The organism is Catellatospora sp. IY07-71, assembly GCF_018326265.1.
In the GTDB taxonomy this organism is placed as follows: Bacteria; Actinomycetota; Actinomycetes; order Mycobacteriales; family Micromonosporaceae; genus Catellatospora.
The window spans coordinates 8,091,467-8,115,174 of record NZ_AP023360.1 but is presented as its reverse complement, the minus strand read 5'-3'; the positions used below and the strand labels follow the sequence as shown (position 1 = coordinate 8,115,174).

Sequence of the window (23,708 nt, the reverse complement as noted above, 5' to 3'; positions counted from 1 at the left end):
GCTCGTACCTCCATTGTCGAGCGGTCTGGGGCGCGGTGTCGCAAGAAGCCGGAAGTAGGCCGAAAGCGCTGGTACAGCGGCGTAAAGCAGTCTGGCAATCAGCTGAGGGTTACCTGATTTGTCTTACTTTTCGTTTTTCGGACCCTTAGGGTGCACGCCCGTATTAGCCTGAAAAAATCTCATAAAGTGGGACGTTTCGTCCACCTTCGTCACCACCATGTCACCCCGGCCGGCCTCAGGGGGCAGTGATGCGCTGGATCATCGAAGCGGGTATGCGGTTCCGGCTGCTGGTGCTGCCACTGGCCGCGGGCCTGATGCTGTTCGGCGCGGTGCAACTGCACAAGATTCCGGTGGACGTGCTGCCGGAGTTCACGCCGACCACGGTGGAGGTGCAGACCGAGGCGCTCGGACTGTCCGCTGAGGAGGTCGAGCAGCTCATCACCGTCCCCTTGGAACAGGACCTGCTGGTGGGGGTGCCGTTCCTGGACGAGATCGAGTCGGCGTCGCTGCCGGGGCTTTCCTCGGTGGTGATGACGTTCGAGCCGGGCACGGACATGCTCGACGCCCGGCAGGTGGTGCAGGAGCGGCTCACCCAGGCGGTCGGTGTGGCGGGCCTGCCGGAGGTCGCCAAGCCGCCGCAGATGATCCAGCCGATGTCGTCGTACCGGCGCGCTGCGATGATCAAGCTGGGCTCGGAGAAGCTCAGCCCGATCGACGTGTCGGTGCTGGCCCGCTGGGTGATCAGCCCGCGGCTGATGGGCGTGCCCGGCGTGGCGAACGTGACGGTGTGGGGCTTCCGTGACCGCCAGCTGCAGGTGCTGGTCGATCCGGCGAAGCTCAAGGCCAACGGCACCACGCTGGCCCAGGTGATCGCCACCGCCGGCAACGCGCTGGAGGTCTCGCCGCTGACCTTCCTGGAGGCGTCGAGCCCCGGCACCGGCGGCTTCATCGACACCGTGAACCAGCGGCTCAACATCTTCCACGAGCAGACCATCAAGACCGCCGCGGATCTCGCGAAGGTGCCGCTGGAGAGCGCCGCACCCGAGAACGGCGCAGCCGGGCAGCCCGCCCCGGCGGCCCCGCCGAAGACGCTCGGCGACGTGGCGACCGTGGTGGAGAACCACCAGCCGCTCATCGGCGACGCCGTCTGCGCCGGCGGGCAGCAGTGCCTCTACCTGGTGGTGGAGAAGTTCCCGGATGCCAACGCGGTCGAGGTGACCAAGGGCGTCGAGGCCGCCATGGCGTCGATGGCGCCGGGCCTGACCGGCGTCACCGTGGACACCTCGCTCTACCGCCCGGCGACGTTCATCGAGTCCTCGTTCCAGCACCTGTCCTGGGCGCTGCTGGCGGGCGTGGTGCTGATGCTGATCGCGGCGGCCCTGCTGCTGTGGAGCTGGCGCAAGGCAGTGATCATCGCGGTGGCCGTGCCGCTGTCGCTGGCCGTGGCGGTGGTGGTGCTGTACCTGCGCGACACCACGGTCAATCCGATGATCGTGGCGGGGCTGGTGCTCGGCCTGACCGCGGTGATCCACGACGTGGTCGCCGACACCCATCACGCCGCCCGCGACATCCGGGAGTACCGCCTGAAGGGCGGCTCGCCCGACGCGGCGGGGTCGGCCGTGTCGCACGCCCTCGCCGGGGTGCGCGGGTCGATCGTGTACGCGATCCTCATCGTGGCCGCCGCGACGGTGCCGATCTTCTTCCTGGAGGGCGCGGGCAAGGCGTTCCTGGCCCCGATCGCGCTGTCCTACCTGCTCGCCGTGCTGGCGTCGATGCTGGTCGCGCTGCTGGTGACGCCAGCCCTGGCACTGCTGCTGCTGGGCCGCGGTCCGGTGCTCCAGGCCGGCTCCCCGGCGGCCGGGCCGCTGCGCCGCGGCTACGACCGCGTCGCGCCGCGGGTGCTGGGGCACACCGGGATCGCCATCGCGTCGGCCGCCGCGCTCGCCCTGCTCGGTGCGCTGGCGCTGCCGTTCCTGCACCCGGCGCTGCGGCCCGGCTTCCAGGAGCGGGACGTGCTGGTGCACCTGGAGGCCGCGCCCGGCACCTCGCTGCCGAAGATGACCGAGATCACCAAGAAGGCCGTCGCCGACATCGGCGCGCTGCCCGGGGTCGCCGGCGTCGGCGGGCATGTCGGCCGCGCGGTGATGTCGGACCAGATCGTCAACGTCAACGCGGGCAAGGTGTGGGTCAAGGTGGAGCCGGGCGCCGACTACGCCGGCACCATCGCCGCCATCCGCGACAAGGTGCACGGCTACCAGGGCGTCTCGTCCGACGTCGGCACCTACTCGCAGGAGCGGGTGAACGACATCCTGGGCGAGCGCAACGAGGACGTCGAGGTGCGCATCTACGGTGAGAACCCGCAGGTGCTCGCCGCGAAGGCCGAGGAGATCAAGGGTCTGCTGGGCCGGGTGAAGGGCGTCAGCGCTGTCAACATCGAGCGCGCGCTGGACGAGCCCGCGGTCGAGGTGACCGTGGACCTGGCCAAGGCGCAGGCCGCCGGGGTGAAGCCGGGCGATGTACGCCGGGCCGCGGCGACGCTGGTGGGCGGCCTCACCGTGGGCAACCTGTTCGACCAGCAGAAGGTGTTCGACGTCGTGGTCTGGGGCGACCCGAAGATCCGGCAGAGCGCCGCGGACGTCGAGCAGCTGCTGGTGGACACCCCGAACGGCGGGCAGGTCCGGATCGGCGACGTGGCGCAGGTGAAGGTGGCGCCCAACCCCGCGGTGATCCTGCACGAGGACGTGTCCAACCACCTCGACGTGACCGCGGACGTCAGCGGCCGCGACGTCGGCGCGGTGGCCGGGGACGTACGCGAGCAGCTCAAGCAGGTGCAGTTCCCGCTGGAGCACCACGCCGAGGTGGTGGGCCGGTTCGAGGAGCGGCAGGCGGCGCTGGTCAAGGTCGCCTGGACGGCGCTGGCCGCCGCGATCGCGATCTTCCTGCTGCTGCAGTCCGCGTTCCGCAGCTGGCGGCTGGCGCTGCTGGCGCTGATCGCGCTGCCGCTGGCCACGGTCGGCGGGGTGCTCGCCGCGCTGTTCACCGGCGGGCTGTCGCTGGGCGCCTCGGCGGGGCTGATCGCGGTGTTCGGCCTGGCCGCGCGGGCCGTGGTGCTGCTGATCCGCCGATACCAGCAGCTGGAACTGGTCGACGGCGTGCCCTTCGGCCGGGACCTGGTGGTCCGCGGCACGAAGGACGCCGCCGCGACGACCGTGGTCTGCGCGGTGGCGATCGCCGCCCTGCTGCTGCCGATCGCGATCTTCGGGGGCGCCTCGGGGCTGGAGATCCTGCGCCCGATGTCGGTGGTCGTGCTCGGCGGCCTGGTCACCCTGCTGATCGTGGTGCTGTTCGTGCTGCCGGTGCTGTACCTGCGCTTCGGGCAGGTGCGCGAGCGCGACACCGCCGCCGACGACCTCTTCGGCCCCGCTCCGGCGGCAGGCCCGGCGCGGCCCGCTGCCGACGGCGGCGTCATGCGGCGGATCCGGGCTGTGCTGGTCACCGTGCCGCTGCTGGGGGCGCTGGCGCTGTCCGGCTGCGGCGGCGTGATCCCCGACAAGTACAAGATCGAGGGTGAGCCGGCCACCGTGGAGGAGATCGAGGGGTCCGACCACGTCCGGATCACGCTGACCGAGCAGGCCGCCAAGCGGCTGGCGCTGCAGACGTCACCGGTCACCGCCACCCCCCAGGGCCTGACCGTGCCCGCCGGTGCCGCGTTCCTCGACGACGACGGCGAGTGGTTCGTCTACACCAACCCGGCGCCGCTGGTGTACGAGCGGCACGAGGTCACCGTGAAACAGGAGAGCGGGCAGGTCAAACACCTGTCGCACGGCCCGGCGCCGGGCACCCCCGTGGTGGTCGTCGGCGTGCAGGAACTGGCCGGCATCGAGGACGAGGTCGGCCACTGACGGCCGGGTAGTGGAGAGAAGCCGATCATGAGGTGGATCGTCGGTTGGAGCCTGAAGTTCCGCTACATCGTCGTCGCGCTGACCGCGTTCCTGATCTTCTTCGGGATCCAGCAGCTCGGCAGCATGAAGGTCGACGTGTTCCCGGAGTTCGCCCCACCCAAGGTGGAGATCCACACGGTGGCGATCGGGCTCGCGCCGACCGAGGTGGAGCAGCTCATCACCGTGCCGCTGGAGCAGTCGTTCAACGGCATCCCGGGGGTGAAGACCGTCCGGTCGCGCTCGGTGGAGCAGCTGTCGCAGATCGTGCTGCTGTTCGAGCCGGGCACCGACCTGCTCACCGCCCGGCAGCTGGTCGCCGAGCGCATCGCCGCGGTGACCCCGACCCTGCCGAGCTGGGCCGCGCCGCCGGTGATGCTGCAGCCGCTGTCGGCCACCAGCCGGGTGCTCAAGATCGGCCTGTCCAGCAGCGATCCGAAGATCGACATGATGGACCTGTCGATGGCCGCGTACTGGAAGATCAGGGCGCGGCTGCTGCGGGTGCCGGGCGTGGCCAACGTGCCGATCTGGGGCGAGCGGCTGGAGATGCTGCAGGTCCAGGCCGACCCGAAGCGCATGGCCGAGCAGAAGGTCAGCCTGGAGACGGTCATGACGGCGACCGCCGACGCGCTCGACGCCGGGCTGCAGCAGTACTCGGCCGGCCACTACATCGGCCGCGGCGGCTGGGTCGAGGACTCCGCGCAGCGCATGGGCGTACGCCACATCCAGCCCATCGTCACCCACGACGATCTGGCCAACCTGCCGATCACCACGCGCGACGGCCGCACCATCAAGCTCAGCGACGTCGCCTACCTGGTGCGTGACCACCAGCCGCTGATCGGCGACGCGGTCATCAACGAGGGCGACGGGCTGATGCTCATCGTCGAGAAGCTGCCCTGGGCGAACACCCTCGACGTGACCCAGGGCGTCGAGGCGGCGCTGAAGGAGCTGGAGCCGGGCCTGACCGGCATCACGGTCGACCCGCAGATCTTCCGCCCGGCCACCTTCATCGAGGACGCGATCAACAACCTGACCAAGGCGCTGGTGCTCGGCGCCATCCTCATGGTCGTCATGCTGTGCCTGTTCCTCTACTCCTGGCGCACCGCCGTGATCAGCGTGGTGGCCATCCCGGTGTCGCTGCTGGCGGCGATCCTGGTGCTGCACTGGAGAGGAACGACCATCAACACCATGGTGCTGGCGGGCTTCGTCATCGCCCTGGGCGACATCGTCGACGACGCCATCGTCGACATCGAGAACGTGGTCCGGCGGCTGCGCCAGGCCCGCGCCGAGGGCGATCCGCGGTCCACCGCGCGGGTGATCCTGGACGCGTCGATGGAGGTGCGCGGCGCGATCGTGTACGCGACCGTCATCGAGGTCGTCGCCATCCTGCCGATCTTCATGCTGGCCGGCCTGTCCGGGTCGTTCTTCCGGCCGCTCGCGCTGTCGTACGCGCTGGCCCTGCTCGCCTCCATGGTGGTGGCGCTGACCGTCACCCCGGCGCTGAGCCTGATCATGTTCCGCAGCCCGAAGTCGCTGCAGCAGCGCGAGTCGCCGCTGGTGCCGCCGCTCAAGCGCGGTTACGAGTGGCTGCTGTCGCGCATCGTGCGCCGGCCGCTGCCGGTGTACGCCGGCGTCGCCGTGGTCACCGTGCTCGGCGTGCTGACGCTGCCGCTGCTCGGCCAGTCCCTGCTGCCCAACTTCAAGGAGCGGGACTTCCTCATGCACTGGCTGACCAAGCCGGACACCTCGCTGCAGGAGGAGGTGCGCACCACCAAGCTGGTCAACGGCGAGCTGCTGACCATCCCGGGGGTGCGCAACGCCGGGTCCCACATCGGCAACGCGCTGCTCGGCGACGAGCCCTACGGCGTCTACTTCGGCGAGAACTGGATCAGCGTCGATCGCAACGCGGACTACGACAAGACCCTCGCCAGCGTGAAGGACGTGGTCAACGGATACCCGGGCATCTACCGGGACGTGCTCACCTACCTCAAGGAGCGCATCCGCGAGGTGCTGACCGGCACCAGCGAGCCGATCACGATCCGCATCTACGGCCAGGACCTCGACCAGTTGCGCGCCAAGGCCGAGGAGGTGGACAAGATCCTCGGCGAGACGCCGGGCGTGGGCGAGCACTACGTCGACTTCCAGGACAACGTGCCGCAGCTCAAGGTGGAGGTCGACCTGGCCGCCGCCCAGAAGCACGGCGTCAAGCCCGGCGACGTGCGCCGCGCGGCGGCCTGGCTGATGGCGGGCGAGGAGGCCGGTGACGTGTACGTCGGCGGCCGCGCCTACGACGTGCAGCTGTGGAGCCCGCCGGCCAACCGGCAGACCATCACCGACCTGCGCAACCTGCCCATCGACACGCCGTCGGGCGGCCAGGTCCGGCTCGACGACGTGGCGAACGTCAGCATCGTGGCCGTGCCCAACGTGGTGCACCATGAGGACCTGCTGCGCGACATCGACGTCGGGGCGAGCCTGGACGGCACGCGCGACCTCGGCTCGGTGGCCCGCGACATCCAGTCGCGGCTGGACAAGATGGACTGGCCGCTGGAGTTCCGGGCCGAGCTGCTCGGCGAGTACACCGAGCGCCAGGCCGCGCAGCAGCGCCTGCTGCTGGCCGCGATCGTGGCGGGCGTGGCGATCTTGCTGCTGCTGCAGCTGGCGTACCGCAGCTGGCGGCTGGCCGTGCTGTCCTTCCTGATCCTGCCGATCGCGCTGGTCGGCGGCCTGATCGCGGCGTTCCTGGGCGGCGGTATCGTGTCGCTGGGCTCGCTCGTGGGCTTCCTGACCGTGTTCGGCATCGTGGCCCGCAACGGCATCATGCTGATCAGCCACTGCCAGCACCTGGAGCAGGAGGAGGGGGTGGAGTTCGGCCCCGACCTGGTGCTGCGTGCGGCCAAGGAGCGGCTGGTGCCGATCCTGATGACGGTGCTGACCACCGGCCTGGCGCTGATCCCGCTGCTGGTCACCGGCTCGATTCCCGGCCAGGAGATCGAGCACCCGATGGCCGTGGTCATCATCGGCGGCCTGATCACCGCGACCCTGCTCAACCTGTTCGTGGTGCCGTCGCTCTACTTGCGGTTCGCCAAGAGCCGTCGCCGCGCCCCCAGCCACGCCGCCCCGGAGCCGGCCCCGGGCGCCTGACCCGCAAGGAAGGGCACCTTCTTAACGCTTCCCGTAGAAGAAGGTGCCCTTCTTAACGTGCTCGGCACTCACGTGCTCGGCGTGCCCGCTTCGGGCGCCGCCGGGGGCTCCCACCAAGAAAGCTCTGAGCTGCAGGGATTCGATCTCCTGAGCCCGCCCGATATGCCAGGGTGCAAGGTAGTGCAATCCTGGTTAAGGAGACCGAAATGGACGTATCTCCACCCGATGACCGGACCGCGGTGGGTCTGGCCGTGCCTCCCGGCACCGAGGCGCCGCCGGGCCCGTCGACGCGGCGCTGGACCGCCGAACGCGACCGCCTGGAGGCGGCCATCGCCGAGACCGGCGTCGACTTCGACCAGCCCCGGTCCATCTACTGGAACGCCGCCTGCGGCGTCGAGGCCGGGGCCGACTTCGCCGCGATTCGGGCGCGGGTACGCCGCTACGCCGACTTCGCGCCCACGTTCGAGGCCGTGGCGCGCCGCCGCGAGGCCCGCGCCGAGGCAGCCGCCGCCGACGGGCACCAGGTCACCGCGCGCGACAACTACTTCATGGCCGCCGTGCACTGGGGCGCGGCGCAGTGGCCCATCCACACCGACGACGAGGTCAACCGCTTCTACCACCGGCGCAAGCGGGCCTGCTACGCGCGCTACGCCGAGCTGGCCGACCACCGGATAGAGGCGGTGAGCATCCCGTTCGCGGGCGGCGCGCTGCCCGCCTGGTTCCACCTGCCGCCCGGCTACCACGGCGGGCGGCTGCCCACGGTGATCGCGGTGCCGGGCATGGACAGCTTCAAGGAGGCGACCGTCGCGCTGTACGCCGACCGCTTCCTGTCCCGGGGCTTCGCGGTGCTCGCGGTGGAGGGCCCCGGCCAGTACGAGGCCGCGATGACGGGCCTGCACATGACCGTGCCCGCCTGGGCGCGCACCGGCACCGCCTGCGTCGACTGGCTGGTGCGGCGCGCGGAGGTGGACGCGCAGCGGATCGGGCTGAGCGGCATCAGCTTCGGCTCGTTCGCGGGCACGATCGCCGCGGCGCACGAGCCCCGGCTGCGCGCCTGCGCCGTGATGAACACCTGCCACCAGCCCGGCTGGACGGCGGCGTTCGAGCAGGCGTGGCCGACGTACAAGATGCGCTTCATGTACATGTCGGGGCACACCGACGAGGACGCGTTCGACGCGTTCGCCCGTACGCTGACCTGGGAGGGGCACGCCGAGCAGCTGTCCATGCCGTATCTGGTGCTGGCCGGCGACCGCGACGAGCTGAGCCCGCTGGCGTGCACCGAGGCGCTGCTGGCGGCGGTACCGGGCCCGAAGCAGCTGGTGGTGTACCAGGACTCGCGGCACTCCATCGGCGGCGTGCCCGCGGCCAACCTGGGCCCGTTCGCGCCCACCCTGGCCGCCGACTGGCTCGCCGACCGCCTGGGCGGCGCGCCGATGACCAGCGAGAAGTGGTACGTCGACGCCTCCGGCAAGGTCACCAGGACGCCCCTGTAGGGGAGAGCGTTAGGAAGGGCACCTTCTACATCGGAAAACGATAAGAAGGTGCCCTTCCTTTACGCGACGAGGATGGGGCGCATCATCTCGTTGTCTTCGTGTTCGAGCATGTGGCAGTGCCAGACGAAGCGGCCGGGGAGGTCGAAGACCGCTTTGACGCGGGTCACCTCGCCGGAGTGGGCCAGCACGGTGTCCTTGCGGCCCGATTCCCAGGCCTCGGCGGGGCGGGGCGTGGGCGGGATGCCGAAGGGCTGGCGGCTGATCACCTCGAACTGCACCTGGTGCAGGTGGACCGTGTGCGAGTGGTCGGTGAAGTTGAGGATCTCCCAGGTCTCGCTGCGGCCCGGCACCGGCTTCTCGGTGGGGGCGTCGTGCCAGCGCAGGTGGGTCTGGGTGCGGTCGGCGGCCACGGTGCCGAGCATCGCGACCCGGTGGTTGACGCCGGTCAGCGCCGCCGAGGGCAGCTCGTCCAGCAGGACGCGCCAGCTCGCGGCCGACTCGGGCAGCGGGGCGGCCGCGGGCAGGGTCAGGTGCTCCGGGGGCACGCTGGTGTCCCTGCCCCGGAGGCCGGCCACGAGCAGCTTCATGACCTGGCCGGTGGTGGCCGGGTTCGCCGCCTGGTAGTCGGTGCCGAGCACCCCGGCGGCGTACGGCACGTCCGGCGCCTCGTTGATCAGGTAGAGCGCGGTGTCCTCCTTCAGACCGGTGAAGTCGACGATCACGTCGGCCCGTTCGCCCGGCCCGAGCAGCAGCTGGTCCAGGCGCACCGGGGTGCGCAGCCAGCCGCCGTCCGAGCCGATCTGCCAGAACGGCACCGCCGCCGTGGCCGGGCGGGGCACCGTCGCGCTGCCGGCGATCTTCAGGATGAAGCTGCGCGAGTTGCTGCCGTTGAGCACGCGGAACCGGTAGCGGCGCGGCTCCACCGTCAGCTGCGGCCAGGTGCGGCCGTTCACCACCACGGTGTCGGCCAGGTACGCCGGGTTCCAGACCGGGGCGATGTCGCTGACCGGGGCGTACGGCCCGGCGAAGGCGTCATGGAACTGGCTGCGGCTGTCCGGGTAGTACAGCGAGCCGTCCCTGCGGAACGAGCGGTCCTGGATGACTAGCGGGATCTCGTAGTAGCGGGTGCCGTCCGGGTCGTCGGGGCGGGGCGCCGGGCCGGGCAGCGTGCCCTCGGGCAGGTCGCCGTCGCCGCCGCGCAGCAGGTAGAAGCCGACCGGACCGGCGTACACGTTGAGCCGGGTCAGGCCGAGCGTGTGGTCGTGATACCACAGCGTGCCCGGGGCCTGGTCGTTGCCGTAGCGGAACACGGCCTCGCCGGGCTGCCAGCGCGCGCCGTAGCTCTCTGCCTTCTCCCGCATCGCCGCGTAGTCCGAGCCGGTCGCGGCGAACCCCCGCGGCAGGTCGGCGTGCGGCAGGTACCACGCGGTCGGGTAGCCGTCGGCCTCCTCGGTGGCGTGCGCGCCGTGCACGTGCGTCACGATCGGCACCGGGCCGGTGTACTGCTGCGGCGTGCTGGTGAAGTGGGCCGGCATGTCCTGGTGGCCCGCGCCGCCCGCCGGGTTGGCCCAGTGCAGCGTCTGGTCCACCGGCAGCAGGTGCGGGCGCGCCCGGCCCTTGCCGTCGACCAGGCCGTTGATCCAGGTCACCTCGACCGGGCGGTCCACCCGCGCCTCGATGGTGCGGGCCGGGTAGCCGAACGTGCTGCGGTGCCCGGCCGAGCCGTACCCCCAGACCGTGGTCTTCGGCAGGCCCGGCGGGAGGATCTGCTGGCGGAACTGCCGCACGGCCACCGCGTAGCGGTCGGTCCCGCCCTTACGGGAGACCGCGGGCATGGCGGCCGGGATCGGCAGCCGGGTCTTGTACTTGTGGATCTTCGTGGCGTCGAGCTTCTGCGCCGCGACCGCCGCGGCGGCCGCGCGGGCGGCGCTCGCCGGGGACGGGATCAGCAGCGCCGCGCCCGAGAGCACGCCGGTGGTCAGTAGTTGTCGTCGGGAAGGCATGGCACGCCCTTCGGTCACCGATGTCGGAGGACCTGGCGTGCGGCGCAGAAAGCCTGGGAAGGACAATTTGTCCGATATGCCAGGAACTCCGCCACCCTACCGACCCGCCGCCACCAGGCCGCTTAGGCGCACCGACGGACCTGCGCGCGAAGGCCCCACCCGCCCGCCGTGGTGTGGAAGATCGCCGTCTCGTGTCAGAAGGTGCGGCTGGACCGCAGGTCTTGACACGAGACGGCGATCTCGGCGCCCGCCGGGGCTGGCGGTGGTGGCTAGGGGGCGGTGAGGACGACGGCGGCGTTGAAACCGCCGAGGCCGCGGGCCACGACCAGGGCGCGGTGCAGCGGGGTGGGGCGGGCTGCGGTCAGGACCAGGTCCAGGTCCGCGCAGGCGGCGGCGACCGTGGTCACGTTGACGGTCGGCGGGATGACCTGGTCGCGCAGGGACAGCAGGGCGGTGGCCAGGTCGAGCCCGCCCGCCCCGGCCGCCAGCCGCCCGGTCGCCGTCTTCGGTGCGGTGACCGGCACCCGGCCCGCCCCGAACACCTCCGTCAGCGCCCGCGCCTCGGCCGCGTCCAGCTCGGGCACCCCGGCCGCGTCGGCGAAGACCACGTCCACCTCGGACGGGGCGCACCCCGCGTCGGCCAGCGCCAGCTCGATCGCGCGCCGCAGCCCCGGCGGCCGCCCGCTGCCCGGCGCCGGGTCGAAGGTCGCGGCATAGCCGCTGAGCTCGCCGTACACGGTGGCCGCGCCACGCCGGGCGGCGGCCTCGGGCTGCTCGACGATGAGGATCGCGCCGCCCTCGCCGGGGATCCAGCCGTTCGCGTCGGCGTCGAACGGCAGGTACGCCCGCGCCGGATCGTCCCGCTCGCTGATCTGTCCCGTCGCGAGCTGCCCGATCCACCCCCACGGGCACAGCGAGCCGTCGACGCCGCCGGTGACCGCGAGCGGCGTGCCCGCGCGCAGGTGGCGGCGCGCCTGCCCGACCGCGTCGAGCCCGCCCGCGTGGTCGGTGACCACCACACCGCTGGGCCCGCGCATGCCGTGCCGGATCGAGATCTGCCCCGTGTTGACCGCGTAGAACCAGGCGAACGACTGGTACGCGCTGACGTGATCGCCGCCCTTGGCCCAGAGCTTCTCCAGCTCCTTCTGGCCGAACTCGAAGCCCCCGGCGGAGCTGGCGGTGACCACGCTCATGTCGTACTCGCCGAGCGCGGCGGGGTCGATGCCCGCGTCGTCGAGGGCCGCCGCGGCGGCGGTGAGCGAGAACCGGGTGACGTGGTCGGTCTGCGCCAGCAGCCGGTCGGGCAGGTGTGCGGCCGGGTCGAAGTCGCGGATCTCGCCGGCCAGCCGGGAGGCGTACGACGCCGGGTCGAAGCGCTCGATGCGGCCGATGCCGCAGCGCCCGTCCAGCAGGTTCTTCCAGTACGTCGCGGTGTCCAGGCCGGTCGCGGCGATGACGCCGAGGCCGGTGACGACGGGTGCGCCGCCCTGCGACATGGTTCGCTCGCTCATCGGGCGTCTCCTTCCGGGCGGGCCAGCAGCATCGCGCTCTGGAAGCCGCCGAAGCCGCTGCCCACCGACAGCACCGCGTCGAGGTGCCGGTCGCGCGCTTCCAGCGGCACGTAGTCCAGATCGCACTCGGGGTCGGGCTCGTGCAGGTTGGCGGTGGGCGGCACCACGCCGTTCACGATGGCCAAGGCGCAGGCGGCCACCTCGATCGCGCCGATGGCGCCAAGCGAGTGCCCCACCATCGACTTGATCGAGCTCATCGGGGTGGCGTACGCGTGGTCCTTGAGCGCGAGCTTCACCGCGGCGGTTTCGTGCCGGTCGTTCTGCTTGGTGCCCGAGCCGTGCGCGTTGACGTAGCCGATCCGCTCCGGGTTCAGCTTCGCGAAGTCGAGCGCGCTGCGGATCGCCTCGGCCATCTCCCGGCCGTCGGGGCGCAGCCCGGTCATGTGGAAAGCGTTGCAGCGCGAGGCGAAGCCGACGATCTCGGCGTACACCGGCGCGCCGCGGCGGCGGGCCCGCTCGAAGTCCTCCAGCACGAACATGGCCGAGCCCTCGCCGAGCACGAACCCGTTGCGGCTGTTGTCGAACGGGCGCGAGGCGTGCGCCGGGTCGTCGTTGCGCGGCGTGGTCGCTTTGATCGCGTCGAAGCAGGCCACGGTGATGGGGGAGATGGGCGCGTCGGTCGCCCCGCCGACCACGACGTCGGCGCTGCCCTCCCGGATCAGCTCGGCGGCGTACGCGACCGCGTCCAGCCCCGACGTGCAGCCGGTGGAGACGACCGCGGCCGGCCCCTCGGCGCCCACGGACCAGGCCACCTCGGCCGCGAACGAGCCCGGCACGTAGTAGTCGTACAGGTGGGGTGAGGTGTGCGTGTTGTCGACCAGCCAGCGGGCGCCCTTCCCGGACGCGATGACGTACTCCCGCTCCAGGCTCATGGTCGCCCCGACCGCGCTGCCCACCACCGTGCCCAGCCGGTACGGGTCCAGCTCGGCGAGCTCCAGGCCGGCGTCGGCGACGGCCTCGGCGGCGGCGACCACCGCGAACTGCGCCGCGCGGTCCATCCGGCCGGTCTGCGCGGGGGTGAGCCCGCACGCGGCGGGGTCGAAGTCGCACTCGGCGGCGACCTGCGACCGGAACGGCGAGGGGTCGAAGAAGCTGATGGTGCGGGTCGCGGTGCGCCCGGAGGTGAGCAGCTCCCAGAACGCCTTGGCGCCGACGCCGCCCGGCGCCACCACGCCCATCCCGGTAATCACGACACGACGATGCATGGACGCCTCCTGCGGGGTCGATGGACCTCCCCCGAGCGTCCCCCCACCCCACTTGAGCCTGACTTGAGAATCCCTCCCCACACTAAAGGGCGACGATCTTGCGTGAACTGTGGGGATGACACGCCCCTTTCGGGCATATCCCTAACAGTTCGCGCAAGATCGTCGCGATCTTGGGCGGGGCGGGGTGGATCAGGCGGCGGGGACCAGTTCCGCGGTGGGTTCGTAGGTCCAGGCGGTGTCGAGGGCGGAGGCGGTGTCGAGGACCGGGTCGCCGGTGAGGATGGCGTGCTGGACGCGCTGGATGCGGCGGGCTGGTTCGAGGCCGAGTTCGCTGATGAGGACGTCGCGCAGGCGGCGGTAGGCGTCGAGGGCGTCGGTGCGGCGGCCCGCCCGGTAGAGGGCGATCATGTACTGGGCCTGCAGGTCCTCGTGCAGGGGGTGGCGGGCGGCGAGGCAGCCGAGCTCGCCCAGGATCTCGCGGTGGCGGCCCAGGCCGAGGTCGGCGTCGATGCGCTGCTTCCAGGTGGTCAGGCGGGCCTCCTCCAGGCGGGCCGCCTCGACGCGCAGCACCGGGCCGAGGCGCACGTCGACCAGCGCGGTGCCCTGCCACACGTCGAGCGCGGCGGTGAGCAGGCGGGAGGCGTGCGCGTGGTCGCCGCAGAGCAGGGCCAGCCGGCCCTGGTCGGCGAGGCGCTCGTACTCGTGCAGGTCCAGGCGGGCGCCGTCGAGCCGCAGCTGGTAGCCGTCGGCGTGGGTGACCAGCAGCTCGCGGGCCACCTGGGCGGGGTCCAGGCCGCAGACGCGGGCGAGCATGCGCCGGATCTGCAGGATGTAGGTCTGCAGGGTGGTCAGCGCGCTGGCCGGCGGCTCGTCGTCCCACAGCTCGGTGGTGAGCGAGTCGACCGAGACCACCCGGTTGGCGTGCACCAGCAGCAGGGCGAGCACCTTGCGGGGCTTGGGCGCGGTGAGGTCGCCGCGGACGCCGCCGCAGCGTACGTCGAGTGGGCCGAGTACCCGGCAGTCCATGTGCAACCCCCTGTGGCCGTCGCGCCCGCCGTGTGCGAATGCCGCCTCCACCACTATTAGTGCTGGCGAGGGCCTATCTGACCCATTCGCCGGAATTGGCGATGATCTCCGGTGACCGGCGCCGTGTCCCGCCCTTGATCGCGGTGTGGTGCCTTGACCTGGGCATTCAAGTCGTCTTCGACCGGTTCTCAAGTGGCCGGCTGCGACGGTTCTTGGCAGACGGCTCGCAGCGGAGGACCGCGTGCGGCCGAAATCCCAGCATCCCGGCCCGCTTGAGGAGCGCCGATGTCCAAGAACAAGGTCTACACCGAGACGCAGCGCGCGGAGGTGGCCGCGCCCGCCGCGGTGGCCTTCGAGATCGTCAACGACCTGCGGCACTGGCCGCAGTTCTTCCCCGACGGCGTGCACGCCGAGCCGGACCCCGACGGCGGCCAGGTGCGCTGGTGGGCGCTGGAGGGCGAGGGGGTCCGCCAGTGGACCACCCGGCGCACGGTGGACAAGCAGAACCTGCGCGTCGTCACCGAGCAGACCGACTGCGCGGCGCCGCTGCAGTCGATTCGGACCGAGTGGACGTTCACGCCGCAGGGCGAGAAGTCCTGCGAGGCGGAGCTGACGATCATGGTCACCGCGGCGCCGGGCGCCGAGGGCGCGGACGCCGCCGCCGCGCAGCTCGACGGGGCCGCCGCGCTGGTCGCGAAGGTCGGCGGCCTGGCCGAGCGCTGGGGCGAGCTGGAGCAGCTGGTCATCGAGTTCGAGGACCCGCTGTTCATCGCCGGGCAGCCGCAGCAGGTGTACGAGTTCCTCTACGCGGCCGACAAGTGGCCCGAGCGGGTGCCGCACGTGACCGCGCTGAACATGACCGAGGACCAGCCGGGCGTGCAGTTCTTCGACATGGACACGGTCACCCCGGAGGGCCGGGCGCACACCACCCGCTCGGTGCGCATCTGCCTGCCGCACAAAATCATCTACAAGCAGATCGGCCTGCCGAAGCTGCTCGACGCGCACACCGGCCACTGGCACTTCCACCACACGCCCGAGGGCGTCACGGTGACCGCGCGGCACACCGCCACCATCAAGCCGTCCGCGCTGGACCTGCTCGGCGACGGCACCACGGTCGCCGACGCGCGCCGCTACCTGCGCCGGGTGCTCAGCACCAACTCGCTGCAGACGCTGCGCCACGCGCAGGCGTACGCCGAGGAGCCGGCTCGTGCCTAGGGCCGCCACCGGCTCGCTCGCGGCGCAGGAGCGGGAGCTGGCAGGGGTGCTTGCCCGCGCGGGCGGCACCCTGGACGGGCTGCTGCGCCGGGCCGCTGCGGTCGCGCCGCACCGCAGCGCGATCCAGACCGGCTCCCGCGCGCTCACCTTCGGCGAGCTGGACGCGGCCGCCGACGCCTTCGCGGCGAAGCTGTCCGCGCTGCTGCCCCCGGGCGGCGGCGCGGGCGGCCTGCCGGGCGCCGTGGTCGGCGTCGCGGCGGCGCTGCACCCGTCGTTCGCGATCGCCTACTACGGCACGGTGCGGGCGGGCCACGTCTGCGCCGTGATCAACCCGCTGCAGGGCGCGGAGGAGCTGGCGTACGCGCTGGACCTGGCCCGGGTGCGGGTGCTGATCGGGGTCGCCGACATGGCCGACCGGCTGGAGCGGATCCGGCTCGACCTGCCCGACCTGGCCCACGTGTACTACCTGGACCGGCCCGGCGAGCACTGCGTGCCGGCGGCCGGCCGGGCCGGGCAGGCGGCGCGCTTCCCGGCCGTGCCGCACGATCCGGACGACGTGGCGGTGCTGCAGTTCACCAGCGGCACCACGGGGCGCCCGAAGGCGGTGCTGCTCACCCACCGCAACCTCGTCTACAACGCGGCGCAGGTGGCGCAGGTGCACGGGCTAGGGCCGGACTCGGTCACGCTCAACCACCTGCCGACATACCACCCGATGCACCTGAACTCCGCGGTCCAGACCGCGGCGACTCAGGTGCTGTGCCCCGACGCGGACCCGGCGCAGGCCGTCGCGACGGCCGCCAGGTCCGGCGCGACGCACTTCTACAGCCTGCCGGTGCGGCTGGCCCGGATGGCCGCGGACCCGCGCCTGCCCACCTGGCGCATGCCGGGGGTACGGGCGGTGCTGTCCGGCGGCTCGGCCCTGGCCCCGGCCGCGGCGGCCCGGCTCTGCGCCGGGCTCGGCGTGCCGGTCATCCAGGGGTACGGCCTGGCCGAGACCTCGCCGCTGACCCACTGCGACCGGATCGACCGGCCGTCGGCGGGTTCGGTGGGCGGGCCCGTCGCCGCCACCGAGTGCCGGGTCGTCGACCTGGACACCCGGCAGCCGCTGCCCGCGGGCACCCCCGGCGAGGTGCAGGTGCGCGGCCCGCAGCTGATGGCGGGCTACCTGACGCCGGACGGGATCGGGCGCCCGTTCGACGCCGAGGGCTGGTTCGACACCGGGGACGTGGGCCGCCTCGACGACGAGGGCACCCTGTTCCTGGTCGACCGGCTCAAGGACGTCTTCAAGTGCGACAACTGGCTGGTGTCGCCGGTCGAGCTGGAGCGCGTCATCATGCGCCACCCGGCCGTCACCGACTGCATGGTCGTCGACATGCCGCACGAGTACCGCGGCGCGGTGGCCTATGCCCTGGTCGTCACCGACGACGAGGACGTCGCCGCGGACCAGATCACCGAGTTCGTCAACTCCGGGCTGCCCGAATACCAGCACCTGCACGGCATCGAACTGGTCCGGGAGATCCCGCGCTCGCCCAACGGCAAAGCCCGCCGCCGGGACGTGCGCACCCACGTACACGAGCGGCACCGCGCCGCGTCCGAGAGGAGCGACCACATGGTCACGTTCATCAACAAGATCACCGTCAACGGCGACGTCGCCCGGTTCGAGCAGGTGCTCGACGAGATCTCCGCGTACATGCAGGCCCAGCCCGGCTTCATCGGCCGCCAGCTCTACCGCTCGCGCCGCCGGCCGGAGGTCTTCATCGAGACCGCGCAGTGGGCCGACGCGGCCGCGCACGCCAAGGCCGTGCAGACCCCGGGCTTCCGGGAGCAGGTCATGAAGCTGGCCGGGCTGGCCGTGCCGGAGCACGACCTGTACGACGCGGTGGGCGAGCACGCGCCCGCCGCCGTGCGCTGACCGACATGTCCGATCCGAAGTGGAAGGGAGCGCGTCATGACCGACTTCACCATCGAGGACGTGCGGCGCATCCTGCGGGATGTCGCCGGGGCGGACGAGAGAGTGGACCTGGACGGGGACATCGCCGCCACCAGCTTCGCCGACCTGGGGTATGACTCCCTGGCGCTGCTGGAGGCGACCGCACGGCTGCAGCGTGATCTGAGCATCCGGCTGCCCGACGACGCGGTGCTGGCGGTGAGCACACCCGGACAGCTGATCGACCTGGTCAGCTCCACGCGGGCCGGAGCGTTGTCGTGACCGGAGAGACGGCCGGACCGGGGTTCGCACCCGGTCCGGCCGGGCCGGAGGCGCCGTGGGTGTCCTGCGCGGGGTGCCAGGCGGTGGTGTACGGCAAGCGGCTGGCCCGCAGCCACGGCATCTGCCCGCAGTGCGGGCACTGCCGGCCGCTGTCCGCGTACGACCGGCTGGCGCTGCTCGCCGACCCGGGCTCGGTGGAGCTGCTGGACCTCGGCACCGACGCCGCGGACCCGCTGCGCTTCGTCGACGACAAGCCCTACCCGCAGCGCATCGCCGACGCCCGGCACGCCACCGGGCTGCCCGAGGCGGTGGTCTGCTGCCGCCTGCGGATGACCGGCACGCCCGCGATCGCGGCGGTGATGGACTTCCGCTTCATGGGTGGCAGCCTGTCCGGCGCGGTCGGTGAGCTGATCACCGTGGCGGCGGAGACGGCGCTGGCCCAGCGGCTGCCGCTGCTGCTGGTCACGGCCTCCGGCGGGGTGCGTATGCAGGAGGGCGTCATCGGCCTGATGCAGATGGCCAAGACCGCCCAGGCGCTGCACCAGCTCGACGAGGCGGGGCTGCCCACGGTGTGCCTGGTCACCGACCCCACGTACGGCGGAGTGGCGGCCTCGTTCGCGATGCTCGGCGACGTCGTGGTCGCCGAACCCGGCGCACGGCTCGGTTTCGCCGGGCCCCGGGTGATCAAGCAGACCATCCGCCAGGAGCTGCCCGCCGGCTTCCAGACCGCCGAGTTCCTGCTGGAACGCGGCTTCCTCGATCTGATCTGCCCGCGCCCGGCGCTGCGCCACCGCATCGGCCGCCTGCTGGCGATCGGCGCCCGGCGCGACGCCGAGCCGCCCGCGCCGCCACAGCCGCCCGCCGTCGTGATCCGCGATCCGGCGCTGCTGCCGGAGCGCCCCGCCTGGGAGGCGGTGCGCCGGGCTCGCAACGTGAACCGGCCCACCACCTCGGACTACCTGAGCATGATCCTCGACGACTTCGAGGAGCTGCGCGGCGACCGGGTGGGCGGCGACTGCCCCGCCATCATCGGCGGGGTCGGCCGGCTGGGCGGCACGCCGCTGGTCGTGATCGGCCACGAGAAGGGCCACACCACGCGCGAGCTGGCCGCCCGCAACTACGGCATGCCCGGCCCGGCCGGTTACCGCAAGGCCGCGCGGCTGCTGCGGCTGGCCGCCAAGTGGGGGCTGCCGGTGCTGACGCTGGTGGACACGCCGGGGGCGTACCCGGGCGTGGACGCCGAGGAGCAGGGCCAGGCCACCGCGATCGCGGAGAACCTGCGCCTGATGGGCGGCCTGCCCGTCCCGGTGGTCACCGTGATCACCGGCGAGGGGTGCAGCGGCGGGGCGCTCGGCATCGCCGTCGCCGACCGCGTACTGATCATGGAGAACGCCGTCTACACCGTCATCAGCCCCGAGGGCTGCGCGGCGATCCTGTGGCGCGACGCCGCCGCGGCGCCCGCCGCCGCCCAGGCGCTGCGCGTGGACGCGCGTTCCCTGCTGGAGCTGGGCGTGGTGGAGGCGGTGATCCCGGAGCCGCCGGGCGGCGCCGAGGCCGACCACGCCGCCGCGGCCGCCGCGCTGCGCGCCGCCGTACACGCCGAGCTGGCCGATCTCGCGGGGCTCGACGAGAGCCGCCTGGTCGCGCAGCGGCGTGCCCGCTTCCGCCGCTTCGGCAGCACCCGCCGGCCCGAGGAGGCCGTTCTGATCCCGACCGAAGGAGGTTTCCGGTGACCGGTCTGCTGGATCCGTCCGTGCGCGTTCCATCGATCCCGGTGGATACCGCCGACGCCTGTCCGCTGCACGCCCCGCTCGCCGAGCCCGCCCGCACCGTCGCCGACGACCTCGACGACGTGCGCCGCAGCGCCCAGCACCTGCTGTCCGGCGTGGACAAGCAGCCCCGCGCGCTGCGCATCCGGGCCGGTGACGTGGTCGTCGAGCTGGAGTGGCCCGACGAGCACCCCGCGCCGCCCGCGGCGGACGCGGCTCAGGCGGCCGCGGCCGTGCTGGCCGCCGTCGCCCCGCCCGCCGCCGCGGCCCAGCCGGCCGCGCCGGCCGCGACGGTGACCACCGCCGCCGCGGCGGTCTGCACCACCGAGACCGCCGCGCCCGCCGCACCGGCCGGGATCGACGTCTGCGCGACCACCGTGGGCACCTTCTACCGCGCGGCGGAGCCGGGCACGCCGCCGTTCGTGACCGAGGGCGACCAGGTCCGGCGCGGCCAGCAGGTCGCGATCATCGAGGTGATGAAGCTGATGATCCCCGTCGAGGCCGAGCACGACGGGCAGGTCGTCGCGGTGCACGTGGCCGACGGCACATCCGTGGAGTACGGCGACCGCCTGCTCACGCTCGCCCCGGCGACCGGGCACTGAGGGGGCCGCCGTGTTCACCACCGTGCTGATCGCCAACCGGGGCGAGATCGCGCTGCGCGTCGCCCGTACCTGCCGCGAGCTGGGGCTGCGCGTGGTGGCCGTCTACTCCACCGAGGACCGTGACGCCCCGGTGGTGGGCATGGCGGACGACGCCGTGTGCATCGGGCCGGGCCCGGCGCGTTCCAGCTACCTGAACATGTCCGCGATCCTGGAGGCGGCCCGGCGCACCGGCGCCGACGCGGTGCACCCCGGCTACGGCTTCCTGTCCGAGGTGCCCGACTTCGCCGAGGCGTGCGAGTCGGTCGGCATCACCTTCGTCGGCCCGCCCGCGGCGACGATCGAGCGGCTGGGCGACAAGGCCGCCGCGCGTGCCGCGATGGCCGCCGCCGGGCTGCCCATGCTGCCCGGCAGCGACGGTCCGGTGGGCTGCCCGGACGTGGCGGCCCGGCTCGCGGGCGAGATCGGCTACCCGGTCATCGTCAAGGCGGTGGCGGGCGGCGGCGGCCGCGGCATGCAGGTCGTGCACGAGCCGGGGGACCTGGTGGCGCGGTTCCGCGAGGTGCGTTCGGCGGCCCAGTCGCTGTTCGGCGACGACCGGCTCTACCTGGAGCGCTACCTGCCCGCCGCGCGCCACGTCGAGGTGCAGATCCTCTGCGACCAGTACGGCGACGGCGTGTACCTGGGCCTGCGCGACTGCTCGGCGCAGCGCCGCCGCCAGAAGATCATCGAGGAGACGCCGGCCCCGGGGCTGCCGGACGACCTGGTCCGGCGGATGGGCGAGGCGGCCCTGCGCGGCGCGCTCGCGGCCGGCTACGTCGGCGCGGGCACGTTCGAGTTCCTCGTGGACGGCGACGGCGGCTTCCACTTCATGGAGGTCAACTGCCGCATCCAGGTCGAGCACCCGGTCACCGAGCTGACCCACGGCGTCGACCTGGTCCGCGAGCAGCTGCTGGTCGCCGCGGGGGAGCGGCTCACGCTGCGGCAGGACGAGCTGGCGGCGCGCGGCGCGGCGATCGAGTGCCGGGTCAACGCCGAGGATCCGGCGCGCGGCTTCGTGCCGTCGCCGGGCCGGATCACCGAGCTGCGGCTGCCCGGCGGGCCGTTCGTCCGCGTCGACACCGACGCCTACCAGGGCGGGCGGGTGTCTCCGGCGTACGACCCGCTGCTGGCCAAGGTCGTGGTCTGGGCCCCGGACCGGCCGCAGGCGCTGGAGCGCATGCGGCGGGCGCTGGGCGAGTTCCACGCCGCCGGGCCGGGCCTGGCCACCAACCGCGACTTCCTGCTCGCGGTGCTCGACCACCCGCGGTTCATCGCGGGCACCCATGACACCTCGCTGGTCACCGGCATCACCGAGCAAGACCGGGCGCGAGGTCCGATCGAGGAGGCATCCGTTGGCTGACAGGGACAGCGACGTCCTCACCGACGTCTGCGTCATCGGCGGGGGGCCGGCCGGGCTGGCGCTCGCGCTGCTGCTCGCCCGCTCCGGCGTGGACGTGACGGTGGTGGAGAAGTCGTCGAGTTTCGAGCGCGCGTTCCGCGGCGAGATCCTGCAACCGGGCGGGCTGGCCGTGCTGGAGGAGCTGGGCGTGCTGCAGTCCGCCCGCAACCGGGGCAGCCACGTGCACGACCGGTTCCAGCTGCTCAGCGGTGGCAAGGCGATCCTGGGCGTGGACTACAAGGCGCTGCCTGGGCCGTACAACTACATGCTCAGCGTGCCGCAGCAGAACATCCTGGAGGAGCTGCTGGCCGCGTGCCGGCGCGAGCCGGCGTTCCGCTACCTGGCCGGCACCCGCGTCACCGACCTGGTGCGCGACGGCGGCGCGGTGCGCGGCGCGGTCGTGTCCGGGCCACGCGGCGCCCGCACCGTCCGGGCGCGCTGCGTGGTCGGCGCGGACGGGCGCTACTCCAAGACCCGGCAGCTGTCCGGCATCCCGTACGACCGGCGCGACGTGTTCACCTTCGACCTGCTCTGGTTCAAGCTGCCCGCGACCGGCGAGCCGCTGCGCGACGTGACCATCCGGGGCGGCGGCGGCCGCATGCTGCTCAGCTACAGCTCGTACCCGGAGGGCGTGCAGCTGGGCTGGGCGCTGCCGCACGGCGGCTACCGGGCGTTCGCGGCCCGGCCGTTCACCGAGTTCCGCGACCAGCTCTGCCAGGCCGCCCCGGAGTACGCCGGGCGCATCTACGAACGCGTACGCGGGCTGACCGACCTGAGCCTGCTCGACGTGTTCGCGGGCACCGCCCGGGAGTGGTCGCGCGACGGCCTGCTGCTCATCGGCGACGCCGCGCACACGCACAGCCCGCTGGGCGCGCAGGGCCTGAACCTGGCCCTGCAGGACGCGGTGCTGGCGCACCCGGTGCTGCTGAAGGCGCTGCGCCGCAGCGGCCCGGTGGACGCGGCGGCGCTGTCCGACTACACGGCGCCGCGCACCGCCGACATCCGCAAGGTGCTGAAGTTCCAGCACATCCAGGCCAAGGGCATGCTCGGCAGCCGCAGCAGGGCGGTCGAGGCGGGCCGCCACCTGATGGCCTCGATCGTGCACCGCACCCCGATCGGCCACAAGCTCACCCGGATGGTCGCCTTCGGCAACCCGGCCTGCCGCGTGCGCTCCGATCTCTACGCCACTACGGGCGCCGCCCGCCCGGCCCCGCCCGCCTGACCGATCCCGATACCGATCCCGACGGGAGCACCACATGCCACAGCAGACCGCCACGACCCGGCGTACCCGCGCCACGGCCCACCGGCCGGCCTCGACGACCGCCGCCCGCTTCATCGACCTGTCCACGCCCGTGGACGCCGCCGCCTGGGAGCCGGAGCCGGTGCTTCACGAGATCATGACCCCGGCCCAGGGTGCGGTGCACATGGCCGAGGAGATGAAGCACCACTTCGGCGTCGACTTCGACCCGTCCGTGCTGCCCGACGGCGAGCTGCTGTCGGTCGACACGCTCAAGCTCACCACGCACACCGGCACCCACATCGACGCGCCGTCGCACTACGGCAGCAAGGCGAGCTACGGCACGCCCCGGCACATCGACGAGATGCCGCTGGACTGGTTCCACCGGCCCGCGGTCTGCCTCGACCTGCGCTCGGCGACCGGCCCGACGGTCGACGCGGACTTCCTCGCCACCGAGCTGGCCCGCATCGGCTACCAGCTGCAGCCGCTGGACATCGTGCTGCTGCACACCGGCGCCTCGGCCTGGTCCGGCACGCCCCGCTACTTCACCGAGTTCACCGGCCTCGACGCCGGCGCCACGAACTTCCTGCTGGACAAGGGCGTCCGGGTGATCGGCACGGACGCGTTCAGCCTGGACGCCCCGTTCGGCGCGATGCTCGCGAAGTACAAGGAGACCGGCGACCGCGGCGTGCTGTGGCCGGCCCACTTCACCGGCCGCGACCGCGAGTTCTGCCAGATCGAGCGGCTGGCCAATCTGGACGCGCTGCCGCAGCCGTACGGCTTCACGGTGTCCTGCCTGCCCATCAAGATCAAGGGTGCCGGAGCGGGCTGGACCCGCGCCGTGGCCATCCTCTGACCAGA

At 72.6% G+C, this 23,708-nt stretch carries 15 protein-coding genes; 11 read left to right on the top strand and 4 right to left on the bottom strand.

Annotated elements, in window-relative coordinates:
• The first annotated feature begins 248 nt into the window (after positions 1-248).
• The 3 genes from CS0771_RS36330 (at position 249) to CS0771_RS36320 (ending at position 8,572) form a co-directional block, all read left to right on the top strand.
• The gene (locus CS0771_RS36330; RefSeq protein ID WP_212845188.1) at positions 249-3,902 is read left to right on the top strand and encodes an efflux RND transporter permease subunit; all 3,654 of its coding nucleotides are present in this window, start codon (positions 249-251) and stop codon (positions 3,900-3,902) included.
• A 27-nt stretch (positions 3,903-3,929) separates the two neighbouring features.
• On the top strand, positions 3,930-7,079 hold the full coding sequence (locus CS0771_RS36325; RefSeq protein WP_212845187.1) for an efflux RND transporter permease subunit: 3,150 nt from the start codon (positions 3,930-3,932) through the stop codon (positions 7,077-7,079).
• Between the two features lie 206 nt (positions 7,080-7,285).
• Entirely contained in the window at positions 7,286-8,572 is a 1,287-nt protein-coding gene (locus CS0771_RS36320) for a S9 family peptidase (protein ID WP_212845186.1), read from the top strand.
• 59 nt (positions 8,573-8,631) lie between these two features.
• Here the strand turns inward: CS0771_RS36320 and CS0771_RS36315 are convergent, their stop codons facing one another.
• The 4 genes from CS0771_RS36315 to CS0771_RS36300 all read right to left on the bottom strand — a co-directional run bounded on the left by CS0771_RS36315 (position 8,632) and on the right by CS0771_RS36300 (position 14,377).
• Positions 8,632-10,575: a multicopper oxidase family protein gene (locus CS0771_RS36315; protein WP_212845185.1), complete on the bottom strand. Its 1,944-nt coding sequence runs from the start codon at positions 10,573-10,575 to the stop codon at positions 8,632-8,634.
• A 269-nt stretch (positions 10,576-10,844) separates the two neighbouring features.
• A complete protein-coding gene (locus CS0771_RS36310) occupies positions 10,845-12,086 on the bottom strand; it encodes a ketosynthase chain-length factor (RefSeq protein ID WP_244871242.1) in 1,242 nt (413 codons plus the stop codon).
• Positions 12,083-13,351 carry a beta-ketoacyl synthase gene (locus CS0771_RS36305; RefSeq protein WP_212845184.1) on the bottom strand — a complete coding sequence of 423 codons (1,269 nt, stop codon included), beginning with the start codon at positions 13,349-13,351 and terminating at the stop codon, positions 12,083-12,085. The genes CS0771_RS36310 and CS0771_RS36305 overlap by 4 nt, the downstream gene beginning before the upstream one ends.
• Before the next feature lie 189 nt (positions 13,352-13,540).
• Positions 13,541-14,377 (bottom strand): AfsR/SARP family transcriptional regulator, encoded by an 837-nt coding sequence (locus CS0771_RS36300; protein ID WP_244871241.1) that lies wholly within the window; start codon positions 14,375-14,377, stop codon positions 13,541-13,543.
• A gap of 285 nt (positions 14,378-14,662) precedes the next feature.
• Here CS0771_RS36300 and CS0771_RS36295 point away from each other — a divergent pair, with 285 nt between their 5' ends.
• The 8 genes from CS0771_RS36295 to CS0771_RS36260 are packed head-to-tail and all read left to right on the top strand — an operon-like array spanning position 14,663 to position 23,703.
• The gene (locus CS0771_RS36295) at positions 14,663-15,592 is read left to right on the top strand and encodes an SRPBCC family protein (protein ID WP_212845183.1); all 930 of its coding nucleotides are present in this window, start codon (positions 14,663-14,665) and stop codon (positions 15,590-15,592) included.
• Positions 15,585-17,504 carry an AMP-binding protein gene (locus tag CS0771_RS36290; RefSeq protein ID WP_212845182.1) on the top strand — a complete coding sequence of 640 codons (1,920 nt, stop codon included), beginning with the start codon at positions 15,585-15,587 and terminating at the stop codon, positions 17,502-17,504. The genes CS0771_RS36295 and CS0771_RS36290 overlap by 8 nt, the downstream gene beginning before the upstream one ends.
• A gap of 36 nt (positions 17,505-17,540) precedes the next feature.
• Positions 17,541-17,801, top strand: a complete 261-nt coding sequence (locus tag CS0771_RS36285) for an acyl carrier protein (protein WP_212845181.1) — start codon at positions 17,541-17,543, stop codon at positions 17,799-17,801.
• The gene (locus CS0771_RS36280; RefSeq protein WP_371821533.1) at positions 17,798-19,534 is read left to right on the top strand and encodes an acetyl-CoA carboxylase carboxyltransferase subunit alpha; all 1,737 of its coding nucleotides are present in this window, start codon (positions 17,798-17,800) and stop codon (positions 19,532-19,534) included. Before CS0771_RS36285 ends, CS0771_RS36280 begins: the two co-directional genes overlap by 4 nt.
• Positions 19,531-20,172 (top strand): acetyl-CoA carboxylase biotin carboxyl carrier protein subunit, encoded by a 642-nt coding sequence (locus CS0771_RS36275; protein ID WP_244871240.1) that lies wholly within the window; start codon positions 19,531-19,533, stop codon positions 20,170-20,172. The genes CS0771_RS36280 and CS0771_RS36275 overlap by 4 nt, the downstream gene beginning before the upstream one ends.
• A 10-nt stretch (positions 20,173-20,182) precedes the next feature.
• The gene (locus CS0771_RS36270; protein WP_212845180.1) at positions 20,183-21,571 is read left to right on the top strand and encodes an acetyl/propionyl/methylcrotonyl-CoA carboxylase subunit alpha; all 1,389 of its coding nucleotides are present in this window, start codon (positions 20,183-20,185) and stop codon (positions 21,569-21,571) included.
• A complete protein-coding gene (locus CS0771_RS36265) occupies positions 21,564-22,832 on the top strand; it encodes an FAD-dependent oxidoreductase (RefSeq protein WP_212845179.1) in 1,269 nt (422 codons plus the stop codon). The genes CS0771_RS36270 and CS0771_RS36265 overlap by 8 nt, the downstream gene beginning before the upstream one ends.
• 34 nt (positions 22,833-22,866) lie before the next feature.
• Complete coding sequence (locus CS0771_RS36260) at positions 22,867-23,703, top strand: cyclase family protein (RefSeq protein WP_212845178.1); 837 nt, start codon at positions 22,867-22,869, stop codon at positions 23,701-23,703.
• The last annotated feature ends 5 nt before the right edge of the window (positions 23,704-23,708 follow it).